At 68.8% G+C, this 15,741-nt stretch carries 9 protein-coding genes; 6 read left to right on the forward strand and 3 right to left on the reverse strand.

Features of this window, described 5'->3' with window-relative positions; all coding sequences use genetic code 11:
* Positions 1–194 precede the first annotated feature (194 nt).
* On the reverse strand, positions 195–884 hold the full coding sequence (locus QSK05_RS03515; RefSeq protein ID WP_285593827.1) for a TetR/AcrR family transcriptional regulator: 690 nt from the start codon (positions 882–884) through the stop codon (positions 195–197).
* Positions 885–990: 106 nt separating this feature from the next.
* Between QSK05_RS03515 and QSK05_RS03520 the strand changes: the two genes are divergently transcribed.
* Positions 991–2,442 carry an MDR family MFS transporter gene (locus QSK05_RS03520; protein ID WP_285593828.1) on the forward strand — a complete coding sequence of 484 codons (1,452 nt, stop codon included), beginning with the start codon at positions 991–993 and terminating at the stop codon, positions 2,440–2,442.
* Between the two features lie 18 nt (positions 2,443–2,460).
* Here QSK05_RS03520 and QSK05_RS03525 read toward each other — a convergent pair whose 3' ends face one another.
* On the reverse strand, positions 2,461–3,084 hold the full coding sequence (locus QSK05_RS03525; RefSeq protein ID WP_285593830.1) for a TetR/AcrR family transcriptional regulator: 624 nt from the start codon (positions 3,082–3,084) through the stop codon (positions 2,461–2,463).
* A gap of 385 nt (positions 3,085–3,469) precedes the next feature.
* Here QSK05_RS03525 and QSK05_RS03530 point away from each other — a divergent pair, with 385 nt between their 5' ends.
* Together QSK05_RS03530 and QSK05_RS03535 are read left to right on the forward strand one after the other, a co-directional pair.
* Positions 3,470–3,793, forward strand: coding sequence for a histone-like nucleoid-structuring protein Lsr2 (locus tag QSK05_RS03530; protein ID WP_285593832.1), 324 nt, complete (start codon positions 3,470–3,472; stop codon positions 3,791–3,793).
* A 222-nt stretch (positions 3,794–4,015) separates the two neighbouring features.
* The gene (locus tag QSK05_RS03535) at positions 4,016–5,248 is read left to right on the forward strand and encodes a serine/threonine-protein kinase (protein WP_285593834.1); all 1,233 of its coding nucleotides are present in this window, start codon (positions 4,016–4,018) and stop codon (positions 5,246–5,248) included.
* 62 nt (positions 5,249–5,310) lie between these two features.
* Here the strand turns inward: QSK05_RS03535 and QSK05_RS03540 are convergent, their stop codons facing one another.
* Positions 5,311–5,958, reverse strand: a complete 648-nt coding sequence (locus tag QSK05_RS03540; protein WP_285593836.1) for an FMN-dependent NADH-azoreductase — start codon at positions 5,956–5,958, stop codon at positions 5,311–5,313.
* 264 nt (positions 5,959–6,222) lie between these two features.
* On the opposite strand from QSK05_RS03540, the gene QSK05_RS03545 reads away from it, so the two are divergent.
* From QSK05_RS03545 to icmF, 3 genes are all read left to right on the forward strand, one after another.
* On the forward strand, positions 6,223–11,196 hold the full coding sequence (locus QSK05_RS03545) for a hypothetical protein (protein ID WP_285593838.1): 4,974 nt from the start codon (positions 6,223–6,225) through the stop codon (positions 11,194–11,196).
* Positions 11,197–11,424: 228 nt separating this feature from the next.
* Positions 11,425–12,351 (forward strand): glycoside hydrolase family 16 protein, encoded by a 927-nt coding sequence (locus QSK05_RS03550; protein ID WP_285593843.1) that lies wholly within the window; start codon positions 11,425–11,427, stop codon positions 12,349–12,351.
* Positions 12,352–12,408: 57 nt separating this feature from the next.
* Positions 12,409–15,741: a fused isobutyryl-CoA mutase/GTPase IcmF gene (gene icmF, locus QSK05_RS03555; protein ID WP_285593845.1), complete on the forward strand. Its 3,333-nt coding sequence runs from the start codon at positions 12,409–12,411 to the stop codon at positions 15,739–15,741.

Genomic DNA, 15,741 nt, shown 5'->3' on the forward strand with positions numbered 1-15,741 from the left:
CTCGTCCTCCCGAGGGCCGTGACGGGTCATCGAAGTCCGAGCAGGACCCAAGTCATCTCCGGGGAGTGGGAGAGAGGTCCGCTGTGCCGGGGACGGATCACCCGGACGCCGACACTTCAGATGGGCCTCTGACCAGGCTCAAAGCCTACCGGTCGACGAGCGGTGGCGCGCGGGCGGGGTCCGGGGCGGCTCCGTCAGTCACCGGTGGTGGCGAGGACACCGCTGATCAAGGTGTCTACCATCCACCGCCGCCGCTCTTCGCGGTTCTCCTCACCGAGGGTGGTGAACTCCTCGGCCACGTCGTGAAGATGCGGGTACATCTGCGGATCCAGCGCCCGGAAGTGCTGCATCGTGCGCTCGTCCTGCCCCGGGTCCTTCCCGGCGGCGCGGATCGCCTCCTCCGAGGCGGTCGAGGCGATGTACAGCGCGATCAGGTCACCGGCCCAGACCCGCGCGCGTCGCGAAAGACCGCCTTCCGCGAGGAGTCCCAGCATCGCCTCGGACAGTCTCAGAGAGTTCGGCCCGAGGGCTGACTGCGTGATCATCGGGCTGGCCGAGGCCAGGTCGCGGTGCTGGGACAGCGTCTCGATCGAGGTCAGGGCCAGCTGGCTCAACCGTTCCCGCCAGTCGCCGGAATCGACTGCGGGCAGCACGATATCGCCGGCTACCCGATCCCAGAGCAGCTCGATCAGCTCCTCGCGGTTGCGCACGTAGACGTAGAGCGAGGCGGCGCCGGTGTCGAGCTTCTGGGCCACCCGGCGCATGCTCACGCCGTCCAGGCCCTCCGCGTCGAGCAGTTCCAGCGCGGCATCCACGATCGCGACCTGACTGAGAGCCGGCTTCGCCGGACGTTCCCGACGGCTCACCGGTGCTCGTTCTGCCATCCCCGCAGCATATGGCCTCGGCGTTGAACGAACAGCGTACGTGCCGTACGGTGTTTGTCACGAACACTGTTCGTTGAGTATCGGTGCAGGTCAAGGAGGTATGGGGATGAGCAAAATGGTGGACGTCGATGACGCCCGAGCGGTCGGGTCCGGGTTGGTCACGGACAACCGACTGACACTGATCAGCGCCGTTCTCGCTCTCGGCGCGTTCGTCACCCTGCTCGACACCACGATCGTCAACATCGCTCTCGATCACCTGCGCCTGACTTTCGGCGCCTCGGTGTCACAGACGCAGTGGGTCTCGACCGGCTACCTGCTGGCCTTCGTCTCGGTGATCCCGCTCAGCGGCTGGCTGTCGGAGCGTTTCGGCGGGCGCAACGCCTGGCTGCTGGCGATCGGGGTGTTCGGTGCCGGCTCGCTGCTGTGTGGTCTGGCCGGGTCGCTCGACCAGCTGATCGTGGCCCGGGTGCTGCAGGGGGCCGGTGGCGGCATGGTCATGCCGGTCACCATGTCGATCGCCACCCGGGCGGCCGGGCCGGAGCGTCTGGGCAAGGCCACGGCCGCGGTCGCGCTGCCCGGCCTGCTCGGCCCGATGCTGGGCAACGTGCTGGGTGGCGCCATCGTCGAGTCGCTGAGCTGGCACTGGCTGTTCTTCGTGAACGTGCCGGTCTGTCTGGTCGCCCTGGTGGTGGGCCCGATGATGCTGCCCACCGAGCCCGGTCACCGGGGGCACCGTTTCGACCTGCCCGGTTTCCTGCTCCTCACGCCCGGCGTGGTGGCCGTGGCCCTGGGGATCAGCCAGGCCACGGGTGATCAGGGCTTCGCCGCGAACGGCGCCTGGGGTCCGCTCGTCGTCGGTGTCGCTCTGCTGGCGGTCTTCGTCACCTACTCACTGCGGGCCCCCGGTGCCGCCATCGTCGACGTGCGTCTGTTCGCGCGTCCCAGTTTCGGGATCGGCAGCGTGATCACCTTCGCCGGCGGGTTCTCCACCTACGCCCTGTCGTTCCTGCTTCCGCTCTATTACCAGCAGGTGCGGGGCGAGTCGGTGATGCACACCGGTGTCCTGCTCATCACCCAGGGCCTCGGCACGATCTTCTTCGTCCTCGTCGTCCGGGTTCCCGCCCAGCGCCTGGACGGTCGGTTCGTGGTGGCCGGCGGGGTGCTGCTGACCGCGCTCGGCGCCGTGCCGTTCGCCCTGGCCGCTTCGACGCCGTGGCTGCTGGCCGCGCAGTTCGCCCAGGGCCTGGGGTTCGCCGCCACCACCTTCCCGGTGATGGAGCTCGCGTTCTCGAACCTGAGCCACGCCGAGATCCCGAGGGGTAGTGCCGCTTTCAGTGTGGTGCAGCGGGTCGGGGCGCCGTTCGGCGTGGCCGTGGTGGCCGTGATCCTGCAGCGCCTGCTGAACAACGCGACCGCGCCCGTCGATGCCTTCGCCACGACGTTCTGGTGGATCGTCGGGCTGAGTGCCGTACCGCTGGTGCTGTCGTTCTTCATCCCGTCCGGGCGGGGTGGAAAGCCGCTGACCGAGCCGGTAGTGGGCCCGCCGGCAGCACGCTGAGGGGGGTCTGACCGGGCGTCAGTGCGCCATGGTGGTGAGCATGCGGGCGACGTCGCTGAGTCTTCGCAGGGCGGCCTCGGAATCCTTGTCCACCAGCCATCTCAGGGTGGCGCCGTCGATGGCCATCACGGCCAGGCTCGAGACCTCTTCCACGTCGCGGTCCCAGGTGGCGCCGACCAGGTCGGCCACGTGTTGCAGCACCCCGCCGCACGACCGCACCGCGGTGTCGTACTGGAGCTGGGCCACGTCGTTCAGCCGGGGCTCGCGCAGGGCCCGGGTGGTGATCTCGTAGGTCAGGAGCTGGCGCCCGGGAGCAGCCTCGTGCAGGTCCCACAGCCGTTTCAGGGCCGCGTTCAGGGCCCGCTCCAATTCGCTGGACCGCTCTTCGGGCACGGAGTCGCGCGGGGCGAGCTGGAGTGGTTCGTCCGCCACCTCGGCCGTGTCCTCGGCGATGCGCTGGGCCATGGCGACCGTCAGATCGTCCTTGGTGGCGAAGCAGTAGGAGACGAGGCCCAGGGAGACACCGGCCTCCGAGGCGACCCGGCGTGCGGTCACCGCAGCCACGCCTTCCCTCTCGCCGATGGCCAGACCGGTGTCGATGAGTTGTCGACGCCGGTCAGCGATCGGTCGGTATGCCCGCATGGCGCCAGTCAAGACTTGAACGTCCGTGCAAGTCAATGATGGTTTTACCCCGTCTATGGTCGTCCGGTTGTCGGTCAAACCGGCCCGTCATGGCCGGATGTGACAATCAAGTCGCGGAAAGTGATGGACCGAACTGGCGGACTTCTCTCCTTCCGTACCGTCCGGGGCTCAGGAAATCGGCTGAGTCGACCGAATGAGTTTCCACTGGCCCCCTTTTCCTGGTCGCTGGTCAAGTGCGGAACCGGGGAAAACATCGTGACAACGTGGCCAGTCGCGGAATCGTCATTCTGGGGCCCGGCCGATAATTCGGTGGAGTCCGAAAAAGAGGGGGAACTGAAATGTGTCAGGCTTTGACGGGACCGTCGGAAAGCGAAAATATATAGCCATGGCGACCAGGACAGTAACTGAGCTGCTCGATGACATGACCGGGCAGCAGGCCGACGAAACCGTGACTTTCAGCCTCGATGGTGTCGAGTACGAGATCGATATGACCAAGAAGAATGCAGCAGCCCTGCGTAAGGCCTTCGCGCCGTGGCAGGATGCCGCGCGCCGGGTCGGGGGGCGTAAACAGTCCGCTCTGAAGCGGGTCTCGACCGGTGTCGACAACCGCGCCGTGCGGGCCTGGGCGGCGAGCAACGGATACGAACTCTCTGAGCGGGGCCGTATTCCTGCTCACGTGATCGAGCAGTACCAGGCCGCCGGGAACTGACAGGCTTTTCCACCACCAGTCCACCACCAGGTCGCCGGAGCACCATCGACCGATGCTGTTCGTGCCTCCCGATGCGTCCGCACCGGGAGGCACGTCCTGGTCCGCTCCCTCACCGCCGACGCCGGCAGACTCCCGGTCGGGGGGCGGGGAACCTCCCGAAGTGCCGTCCCCATCGATCACCGGCACAGTGACAACCGCGGACGGACTCGCGGAGGAGGCAGCGTGCAGGACACCCTTGAGCCTGAGCCCCCCTTGCTCGCCGGCCGGTACGCGCTCGGGGACGTGATCGGTAAAGGCGGGATGGGCCTGGTCTACCGGGCCAGGGACTGTGCACGTCAGCAGGATGTGGCGCTGAAGGTGCTGCACCAGATGGCGTTGGAGGACGAGGTGAACCGGGCCCGGTTCACCTCGGAGGCCGCCACGCTGGCGGGTCTGGATCACCCGGGCCTCGTGGCGCTCTACGACGCCGCGACCCTCGGCGACGAGCCGTACATCGCGATGGAACTGGTCGAGGGCGAGACGCTGAGCCGTCGATGCCGCCCGGAACCGATGTCCGCGCACGACGTCAGCCTGGTCGGTGCGAGTCTCGGCGAGGCCCTCGACTACGTGCACTCCCAGCGCATCGTGCACCGCGATCTCAAGCCCAGCAATGTCCTCCTCGGCAACGACGGCACGATCAAGCTCGGTGACTTCGGCGTGGCCCGGGCCCTCGACTGTGCCGAGCGGCTCACCGGTACCGGCCTGACCATGGGCACGGCCGGGTACCTCTCGCCGGAGCAGGTGCGGGGAGAGGAGATCCGCGAGTCCAGCGACATCTACTCGCTCGGGCTGGTGCTCATCGAGGCGCTCAGCGGCCGGCCGGCCTTCGACGGTGACCCGGTGGTCGTGGCGGTCGCCCGGCTGCACAACCCGCCGCGCATCGACGTCGACATCCCCGCGGGACTGGCCGGGCTGCTCACGGCCATGACCGACAGCGACCCCGCACTGCGGCCGGACGCCGGTGAGGTGGCCGGTCACCTGCGTCAGTTCCACGAACTGGGCGAGGACGCCACCGGGTACCACGTGACCCAGCTGGTGAACCTGCCCGCGCCCCTACGGACTGCGCCCGAGGTACCCGATTCGCCCGACGTCGGAGTGCCCGCGCCGTCGCGGCACCGGCACCTGCTCCAGACGGCGGGTGCTCCCGGCGCGCTGGAAGACCTGGCCGCCGACTTCGGGATCCCGTCCCTGCTCGACCCGACCGTGGAGCCGATGCCGGCTCCTCTGGGGCGACATGCCTCCTCCAGCAGGCGTCAGCGATCGGTGCCCCGCACCGATCCGCACGGGTTACCTCACCGTCGTGACCTGCGGGGACGTCGTCGTTCTCGTCAGCGCCGGGCCGTGGTCGGTGTGGCGGCGTTCAGCGTGGCTACGCTCGGCTCGGTGCTGGCGGTGGCGCTGCCCTTCATCCACTGAGCCGTCGGGAGGCATCGGGACCCGGCGTCAGGGGCCGGGTTCCGTGGTGGTCCAGTGGTGATCTAGCGGTTGCCCAGGCTCTTGGCCAGGTCGGTCATCGCGGCGGCGGCCTTCTCCATCTCGTCCGCGGCCTGGCCGGCGAACTCGTGCAGGGCCGGCAGACGCGTGGCCAGGGTCAGCTGGGTGGTGACCACGGTGACGTCCATACCCATCGAGGTCCCCAGGGACTGGATGATGCTGGGGATCTCGTGGTCGATCGGCTCGCCCGGTGCACCCGCCCCGTACGCGGCCCCGCGGGTGGAGACCACGACCACCGGCTTGCCCGCCAGCGGCTGGGTGGGCCTGTCGATGGACGAGGTGACGCCGCCGACGTGTACGTAGTCGATCCACGCCTTGAGCGTGGACGGCATGCTCCAGTTGTACATCGGGGCGCCGATCAGCACGACGTCCGCGTTGAGCAGCTCGCTGATGAGGACCTGCTGCAGCTGCTCGGCGTCGGCGGGCACGACCTCCTCGGGGGTCCGCAGCCGGGGCGCCCAGTGCAGCGCGCTGGTCGGCAGGTGCGGCAGCGGGTCGAGGTGGAGGTCGCGGCGCACGACCAGGTGATCGGTGCTGTTCTCGGTCCAGGCGGTGGCGAAACGGGCGGTCAGGGCACGGCTGACGGAGTTCTTCAGGTCGGCGGAGGAGTCGAGATGCAGCAGGGTCGGCACGGATGCAGTCCTAACTCGTGGGTGGAATTGCCGCCGACTTTGCCACGAATTTGTGCCAACTTCGCGCCGGTCAGGTGTGGACGAGTGGGCCCCTGATCAGGTTCTCTGGTTCTCGACCACGCCGTTAGATCCATATCGTCTGATTGATGGAGCTACGGCACCGTTACGCTAGGCTAGCGACAGTTCCATTCGTGCTTGTGAGGATGGGGTTCAAGCCATCCGTGTCATTGTGCTGCGTTCTGTCGAGCAGGCCGGGAGGGCTCGATGAACCTCGTCGGCTATGCAGTGGGTTTGCTGGTCGCGATTGCGCTCGCGATTCAGGCCATCCGGGCGATCGGGCATGCGCTCGGTGGGTTGTTCGGGGCGATCGGCGACGCGTTGCTCCTTGTGGTGCAGGTGGGGGCCACGTTCTGCGTCATCCTGGCCCTGCTCCTGCTCTGGCGTCGTCTGCTGCCCTACTTCCGCGGTAGCTACAACGGGCTGCGGACCAACCCGGCCTCGCGGGTCGCCCTCGGGCGCGACGAGCAGTTGAGCCGGGCGGCCGACGAAGGGTCGCTCTCGGGGCTCCTGCCCGTGCGCATCACATTGCAGCCCGAAGACCGGGTGGTGGAGCACGAAGAGAAATTTGTGGACGCGTCCCGCCTCCCCCGGTTGCGTCGCGGCCCGGGGAACTCGTGGCGGCACAAGGGCGATTGGGCGCCGCCCGGGGAAGAGCCCGAACCCCGGCGTGGAGTCGTTCCCGGTGAGCAGTCCCGAGTAACGGAACGCCCTGCTCACGACGATGAACCCGGCGCGCGCAGGCCGGTTGTCGATCGGTCGGGCTCCGGTGAGTCAGTGGACGACGACCGCACCGGATCGGTGCGCGACGGGGTATCCGGACATCGTTCGACGGGAGCACCCGCGGCGGGTGTCACGGGTGCGGGTACAGCCGACCCGATGGGTCCGGGGGCCAGTGGCCCGGCCACCGGTGCGATCAATATCGGCCCCGGAGCCGTAGCCCGGCAGCGGAACCCCGAGCCCACCGACCCCACTGCCCTGACCGATCCTTCGAGCCCTCCAGACGAGAAACGTCCGAAGACACCGGAGCCGGACCACCGCACGACCAGAACCCCGGACGCTTCTCCGGTGCCCGGGGCGGGCCGGACCGGGCCGACCGGCCGGACCGGTAAGGCCGGATTCGCCGGTCTGATGGCCGGAGCCGCGGCTGCGTTCTCCCGATTCAGGTCGTCCGGCCCGGAAGAGCAGTCAGCCCCAGGAGCCACCGAGCAGTCGGCAGCCGGCTCTGCCCAGCAGTCACCAGCCGGCCCGGCCGAGCGTGGGTCCGTGCGACCGGAACCGTCCGGACGCCGTGAACCCAGGCGCCCTGAGCTCACAGGTCGCGAGCCCGCGAATCCAGCCGCGGGAACAAGCTCAGATCGAGCCGGGACACCGGCGCAAAGCATCGACAAGCTCGGCCGGGAGCGGTTTGGCGCCGATCCGACCGCCGCCGAAAGCTCTGGCCCCGAGCGGTCCGCCATCGAGCAGCAAGGTACTGAGCGCCCGGGTGTTGAGAGGCCGGGTACTGAGCAGCCCAGTGTCGAGCAGTCGGGTATCGAGAAGCCGGGTGTCGAGAAGCCGAGTGTCGAGCGGTCCGGCGTCGGCAAGCCCGCGGCCCCGACGGAGTCCGCTCCCCGCGACACCCCTCAGCCCGACATCATCGTCGACATCACGCATGCCCAGCCGCTGCCCCAACGTCGTGTGGGGAAGTCGGGGGCGGCAGAGGCGTCCGAACCGCTGCGTGATCGGGTAGTCAGCTCCCGGGACAGCGATACGTCTCAGCGCCCCGAACCAGCAGATCGGCCAACCGTCCGGAACGACGAGCAGGATGAGCGTCGCAGCCCGCAGCCGTACGCCGACGACAGCGCCGGCCCAGACCACTCAGACCGCCCGGGCAAGACCGGCGTGATCACCGGTGCTGCGGCAGCTGTGGCCGGGGCTCTGGCCGGACGCCGCGGCGCGGAACCGGATGAACCTTCCACCCCGGAACCGGAAAGGCGTCGCCCATCTGAATCGGTGGACGAACGCGGAGCCGAGCCGACGGGGCGTTCCCCCCTCGAGTCCGGAGAAGACCGCAGGACTGGGTCGGAAGAACGGCGCCCGGCTGAGTCGGACGAGAGCCGTCGGACCGCGGTGGACGGTCCTCGTTCGTCCGCGCCGGTGGGGAGCCGAAAGCCCGAACCGGTCAGGCGGCGCTGGGCCGAACTGGAAGACCAGCGTCGGGCTGACCAGGAGGCGCGACGCAAGGCTGAACTGGAAGACCAGCGTCGGGCTGACCAGGAGGCGCGACGCAAGGCTGAACTGGAAGACCAGCGCCGGGCTGACCAGGAAGCGCGAGGCAAGGCGGAGCTGGACGACAGTCGCCGAGCCGAATCGGGACGAGTTCTCGGAGCCGAACCGGAACGACTTCGCGCCACTGAGCCGCATCGGAACGAGGTCGGGCCGGTGCCCGGCCGTCCGTCCGGCTCGTGTGCGGATACTTCGGCCGGTTCCGGTTCCGGTTCCGGTTCCGGTTCCGGGTCCGGGGTCGCGAGTGAGGCCGGGCCGGTCCCGGGTCAGACCCTTGATCCCGCGGTGGCTCGCTCGACCGAGCCGGAGTCGGCCGACCCCGCCGAGTCGAGGTCGGGCCGCGGTGCTGAGCCGGGTTCGGGTCCCGCGATCGAGTTGAGGTCGGGCCGCGGTGCTGAGCCGGGTTCGGGTCCCGCGATCCAGTCGAGGCCGGATCGCGATGCTGACTCCCGGTCGAGCGACCGCATGCAGTCGCAGCCGGAACGAGTGGCCGGGCCCCCTCAGATCGATCAGGGGTCCGCCACGGCTTCCTCCTCGGATTCACCGCCGCTGGGTGAGAAAGCCGGACCGGTCGTCGTTCCGCAGATGCTCCCGACGCCCGCGAAGCCGAAGGCCGGGGGACGTTCGGAGCTCGGTGGAGTTCCGGTGCTCGGGGCTGCGGATGATGACGACCGACGGGCCGACCAGGAACTGGACCAGGAGGACGAGCAGGCGGCCGAGGCCTCTACCGGCCAGGGCCCGACGCCGTCACCCGCACCGATCAGCGCCCTGCGTCGCCGGCCGGCATCACCCCCGGCCCGGCGCAGTCAGGAGCCGTACGACCCGTCGAAACATCCCTACCAAGACTCCGACAGCCCCGACGACGATCTTCCGGTGCCGCGTCTCTCGCAGCTCCTGTCGCAGTCCAAGCGCCGGGTGATGGACCGGGCCCGCAAGGTGCTACCGGGTTCGGACCCTGACGAGGCGAACGAGACGCCGAAGCCCACGACGGGCACCCCCACCGGGACGACACGGGCCCGGATGAACGAAAAACCCGAGCCGACAAAGAATGCGACACCCGAGACGCCACGGGCCCGGATGGACGAGGCTCGCAAGCCCGCATCCGGTGTGTCCACCGGGGCCGCAGAAGTTCGCGCGGACGAGACCTCCGATCCGCGAACAGCCACCGCTGATCAGGCATCTGAAGGCACGGGACACCATGGCCCGGCGGCAGCACTCAGTGCGGCCGCGGCGGAGGGTGCTGCGATCGACGCTGATCGCCAGGACGCCGATCGTCAGGACATCGAACGGCCGAAGATCGAACCTCCGCGAACAGTTCAGGATGCCCGCAAGGCCCGGCCTCACCGGCCCAGCCTGCGGGAGGCCATGGGGCGCTCGCAGCCCAGGACCCCTGAGCCGGACACCACGGAACCCGGCCAGAACGAGGCAGATCCGGCCCCGGACACCGGCACCGATCAGTCGGCCGGAACGGCCGACTCCGCCCGGGAGCCCAGGGAAAGCGTTGCTGACCCGCTGCCGGTCCGGGCGAAAGGCCCGGTGCCCAGGTCCGGTTCGGTAGCGCCGGCCCCCGGGGCATCGACGGGTCGGTCAGAGCTTTCCGGGCAGGACGACCCGGAACGTTCCGGCACCTCGCACGACACCCCGGCCGGCTGGGCGGAGAAGCCGTACTCGTTCTTCGGGCTCGGCGACGAGGTGGGCCCGGATGACGAGGGCGCGCTGGACTACGCACCGGGTGACCGGGACGACGACCAGGCATCCCGTTCGGTTGGGGAGAACAGCGACGGGCCGGACGAGTCCCTCGAGACTGCCGCCGAGATCGCCGCTGCTGCCGACCTGGCCGAGTCCGACGTGTCCCGGGGAAGCACCCCGGACGATGACGACAGCGACGACAGCAGGGATGCCCGACGTCGACCCGATGTCTCAGGGGCCGCTGCCGCTCGCCCGGTCGCCGAGAGCCTGGGTGGATCGGTCGCGTCGTCCGGGCCGGCCGAGGGCTCGTCCCCGGAAGACCCGGTTCAGGGTGACGAGGTGAGCTCGTCCGACAAGACCGGGACCGAGACCGGGACCGAGGACGAGGACGGGTCGCTGGCCGGGGGTGCCCCGACGACCCCACGGTCGATCCCGGGGCAGCGGGAGCGAGTACTGCTGAGTCCGGCCAACGAACCTCCGGAGCGGACACCGCGCCGGTCGCCGGCCCGGGAGGAACAGCCGCACCAGCTGAGCCGGAACACCCACCGCATCAAACTGCTGCACATCGACCTCGAAGACCGGCTCGCCGACGAGGCCGTCTGTCAGGTGGCACTGGAACTGGCCGGGGCCCCGGACGACGAAGTCGTGCGCCAGATCCTGCTCGACGCCCTGCGTGACTCGCTCACCAGCGACGGCAGCGCCATCACCGAGTCGGGCTCACAGCTTCAGGTGACCACGCTGCGCGGATCCGGTGGTGAGGTGGCCAAGATCCTGGACGGCCTGGTGCTGATGCGCGACCTCAGCCCGCGCCCCGCGGGCCCCCGCGCCGGCGTGCCCGGGGTGACCGCGTCGTCCTCGAACACCGATCGGCCGGTGCACGAAGACCTCGTCTACGCCGTCGCCCCGACCCGCCTGACACGTCACCTGCTCTCGACCGACCAGGGTTTCACCCGGGCTCTCGCCGGCTGGGCGCTGCCCCGCGACGGCTCCGACCGGGCCGAGCACGAGGCGGCCTTCCAGCACGCGGTCGCGCGGATCCCGTTCGACCTGATCGAGACCATGAAAGACGCGGCCCGGCTGGCTCCGCCCTTGTTCGGGGTGCCGCTGCGGATCGACCGCTCGAACGGTGTGGTGGTCACCCTGCCCGAAGACCAGGCGCACGAGGTGCCCGGCGAGGGTTTCCCGCCGGAGTGGCGCAGCTCCGAACGTCGCTTCCACAACTGAGGCCGCCGCAGACGTCGAAAAGTTCAAGATCCGCGCTGTTTTCTGCGGTGGTTCAGTGGCTCGATCGCCTGTTGGGGTGCACCCACGCGTCCCACTACTGCGGGCGGGCGACTGTCTACTTGGATGTGCGTCCTCGCTGACGACCCGGGTACCTGGCTCTACTGAAGCTCTACCGAACAGTCCATATAGACCACGCCTCCCGGGCCAGGGGCGAGCCAGGGAGGGTGAGTGTTCCGCGCAGGACGCGTTCGTACGATCGGTGGGGCGGCGCTCGCCCTGGTTTCATCGGCCCTGGTGACGATGCTGGTGTCCCAGCCCGCCCTGGCTGCTTCGTCCGCCTCGTCCGCCACTCGGACGATCGGCTGGACCGACCTGGCGCCGACCCTGATCCGCCCGAACACGGACTACACGCGGCTCGCCACGGCCACCAGGGTTCCGGGCACGGCCGACGGCAAGGCCCTCAAGCTGACCCTGCCGGCCAACCCGGAGGCCGGCCCGATGGGTGGTGTCGGCTTCGAGACCACGAAGGCCTACCGGTACGGCACCTTCGGCACCCGGATGAAGACGGCCGACTGCACCGGCCAGAACGCGCCGGGTGTGGTCTCGGCGGCGTTCACCTACTCACGCGACCACAGCGACACCAACGGCAACGGCGTCACGGACAACAACGAGATCGACTTCGAGATCCTCTGCTCCCAGCCCGACGTGGTCTGGATGACGATCTGGACCGACTACAGCGAGACCTCGAACAACCTGCGCTCGATCTCGCGCGTGGTGAATGTGCGCACCGGACAGGTGCTTTACAACTGCTACATCGTGTCGTACGGCACCGGCTGCCAGACCCCGCAGGCCGGCGAGAACGTGCCCGCGAAAACTCAGCCGATCCCGGGTTTCGACGCCTCGAAGCAGTTCCGCACCTACAAGTTCGACTGGCAGCCCGACCGCATCACCTTCTACACGTTCGACAACCAGAACCGGAAGGTCGTGCTCTGGGACTACCGCGGCCCGGCCGAGCGCATCCCGCACACCCCGTCGCTGTTCATGCAGAACGTCTGGCACAGCGCCAACTGGGACCCGTTCGGCGGTCGCTCCGCGCACAACCGCCCGACGGTCGCGAACACTGCATTCATCGACAGCACGTTCCTCCCGCAGTAACGTTTACTTGGGCGTCAAATAGTTGGACGTCCAAGTGTCTCAGCGGGGAGGCGCAGGATGTCGGTTCCGGACGGCGACAGCAACGGCTTGCGGACGACGCCGAGCTCTGATCACGCGGCCCACCAGGGCACGATCCACGGCAGCGATCACGGCACAGTGCCGGACTCGACGGTGGAGAGACGTCCGGTGCGGTTCGTCACCGCGGCCAGCCTGTTCGACGGCCACGACGCCTCGATCAACATCATGCGGCGCATCCTGCAGGCCCAGGGGTGCGAGGTGATCCATCTCGGTCATGACCGCTCCGTGGATGCCGTGGTGGCGGCCGCGATCCAGGAAGACGTGCACGGCATCGCGATCAGCTCCTACCAGGGCGGCCACGTCGAGTACTTCGGCTACCTGGTAGACCTGCTGGCCGAACGAGGTGCCCCGCAGGTGCGGGTCTTCGGCGGGGGCGGTGGCGTGATCGTTCCCGACGAGATCGCCCTGCTGAAGGCCAAGGGGGTGCTGATCTTCTCGCCGGACGACGGGCAACGACTGGGCCTGGCGGGAATGATCAGCTCGGTGGTGCAGGCGTCGGACCGCGACCTCACGAGCACGGCGCCGGACCTCGACGAGCTCCGGGCCGGGTCGGATCCGGCGCTGGCCCGGGCGATCTCGGTGATCGAGGCGGGAAACGCCGACGCGGCCTGGCTTGCTGCACTACGGGAGAGCGCGGGGCCGGCCCCGGTGCTCGGCATCACCGGTACCGGCGGCTCAGGCAAGTCGTCGCTCACCGACGAGCTGATCCGCCGTCTGCGCACCGACCAGCAGGACAAGCTCCGCGTAGCCGTGATCGCCGTCGATCCCACCCGGCGCCGGGGCGGTGGCGCACTGCTCGGCGACCGGATCCGGATGAACGCCCTGCAGCCCGGCCGCACCTTCTTCCGTTCCCTGGCCACCCGGGGCGCCGGCGGCCAGGTGCCCGAGCACCTGCCCGACGTGATCAATGCCTGCCGGGCAGCGGGTTACGACCTGGTGATCGTCGAGACCCCGGGCATCGGGCAGGGTGACACCGGCATCGTCGACCTCGCCGACGTGTCGCTGTACGTGATGACGCCCGAGTTCGGCGCCGCGTCGCAGCTCGAGAAGATCGACATGCTCGACTTCGCCGACGCGGTGGCGATCAACAAGTTCGAGCGGCGCGGCGCGCTCGACGCCCTGCGCGACGCGAGCAAGCAGGTCGCCCGCAACCGCGAGGCGTTCGGCGTGCCCTGGGACCGGATGCCCGTCTTCGGTACCAGCGCGGCCCAGTTCAACGACGACGGCGTGACGGCCCTCTACCAGCACCTGCGCGGGCTGCTGGCGGCCAGGGGTCTGCCCGTGGCCGAGGGCGTGCTGCCGGAGGTGACGGCCAGGACGTCGACCCAGGCCGCCGCGGTCGTGCCGCCCGAACGGGTGCGATACCTGGCCGAGATCGTCGAGACAGTGAGGAATTACCGCCGGGAGACGGCAGAGGTGGCGGAGGCGGCGAGAAAGGCCCAGCACCTTCGGACTGCGATCAGCGAACTCCAATCCTCCGTGATCATGCAAAACCTCCCCGGGGAGGTTTTGCATGATCACGAACACAGTGTTCTTGCCGCGAAGGCCGACGCATTCGAGCGTTCGGTGCCCACCGACGTCCGCCATCAGTTGACCGAATGGCCCGACACCGTGCGCCAGTACGCGGGTGAGGAGTTCGCGGTCGAGGTCCGGGGGCGCACGCAGAGCACGAAACTGCGCCGGCTGACGCTCTCGGGCAACCAGATTCCCCGGGTCGCCCTGCCTCGCACCACCGACCACGGCGATCTGGTGCGGTATCTGCGCGAGGAGAACCTGCCGGGAGTCTTCCCTTTCACCGCCGGGGTGTTCCGGTTCAAGCGGGATGCCGAGTCGCCGGCCCGGATGTTCGCCGGCGAAGGCGATGCCCGGCGCACCAACCGCCGCTTTCATCTGCTGGCGCAGGGTCAGCCCGCGACCCGGCTGAGCACAGCCTTCGACTCCGTGACCCTGTACGGCCGCGACCCCGACCTACGGCCCGACATCTACGGCAAGGTCGGCACTTCCGGCGTCTCCATCGCCACGCTCGACGACATGCGCCAGCTGTACGAGGGCTTCGACCTCTGCGACCCCACCACCTCGGTCTCGATGACGATCAACGGCCCGGCCCCGGCGATCCTGGCCATGTTCCTGAACGCGGCGATCGATCAGCAGCTGGCAGCACACCCGCACGAAGACCCGGCCGCCGTCCGTCAGAGAGTCTTGAGCTCGGTCCGCGGCACCGTTCAGGCCGACATCCTCAAGGAGGATCAGGGCCAGAACACCTGCATCTTCAGCACCGAGTTCTCGCTGCGGGCCATGGCTGATGTGCAGGAGTGGTTCATCGCCCACGGTGTGCGCAATTTCTACTCGGTCTCGATCAGCGGGTATCACATCGCCGAGGCCGGGGCCAACCCGATCAGTCAGCTGGCGTTCACGCTGGCTAACGGATTCACCTACGTGGAAAGCTATCTCGCGCGAGGTATGGCGATCGACGACTTCGCGCCGAACCTGTCGTTCTTCTTCAGCAACGGTATGGACGCCGAGTACACGGTGCTCGGACGGGTGGCCCGGCGGATCTGGGCGGTGGCGATGCGGGAGCGCTACGGTGCGGGTGAGCGCAGCCAGAAGCTCAAGTATCACGTGCAGACCTCGGGCCGCTCGCTGCACGCGCAGGAGATGAACTTCAACGACATCCGCACCACGCTGCAGGCCCTCTGCGCGCTCTACGACAACGCGAACTCGTTGCACACCAACGCCTACGACGAGGCGGTGACCACTCCGACCGAGGCCTCGGTGCGCCGGGCCCTGGCGATCCAGCTGATCATCAACGCCGAATGGGGCCTGTCGATGAACGAGAACCCGCTCCAGGGCTCGTACATCGTCACCGAGCTCACCGATTTGGTCGAAGAGGCCGTACTGGCGGAGTTCGAGCGCATCAGTGAACGCGGCGGGGTGCTGGGCGCGATGGAGACCGGGTATCAGCGGGGCCGGATCCAGGACGAGTCGATGCTGTACGAGCAGCGCAAGCACGACGGATCGCTGCCGTTGATCGGGGTGAACACGTTCCTCGGACCGGACGAGGCGGCGAGCCAGGGGCTCCAGGGCCTGATCCGGGCGACCGAGCAGGAGAAGCAGTCGCAGCTGGACCGGCTGCACCGGTTCCATGAGGCGCACCGGCACGAAGCCCCCGCGGCCCTGGCCGCCCTCAAGCACTCGGCGGCGGCCGGGGGCAATGTGTTCGACGAGTTGATGAACGCCGTACGCTGCTGCTCCCTGGGCCAGATCACCGAGGCCTTCTTCGAGGTCGGCGGTCAGTACCGTCGCAACGTTTGA

Origin of the sequence: Kineosporia sp. NBRC 101731 (genome assembly GCF_030269305.1) — a bacterium.
Classification (GTDB): Bacteria; Actinomycetota; Actinomycetes; order Actinomycetales; family Kineosporiaceae; genus Kineosporia.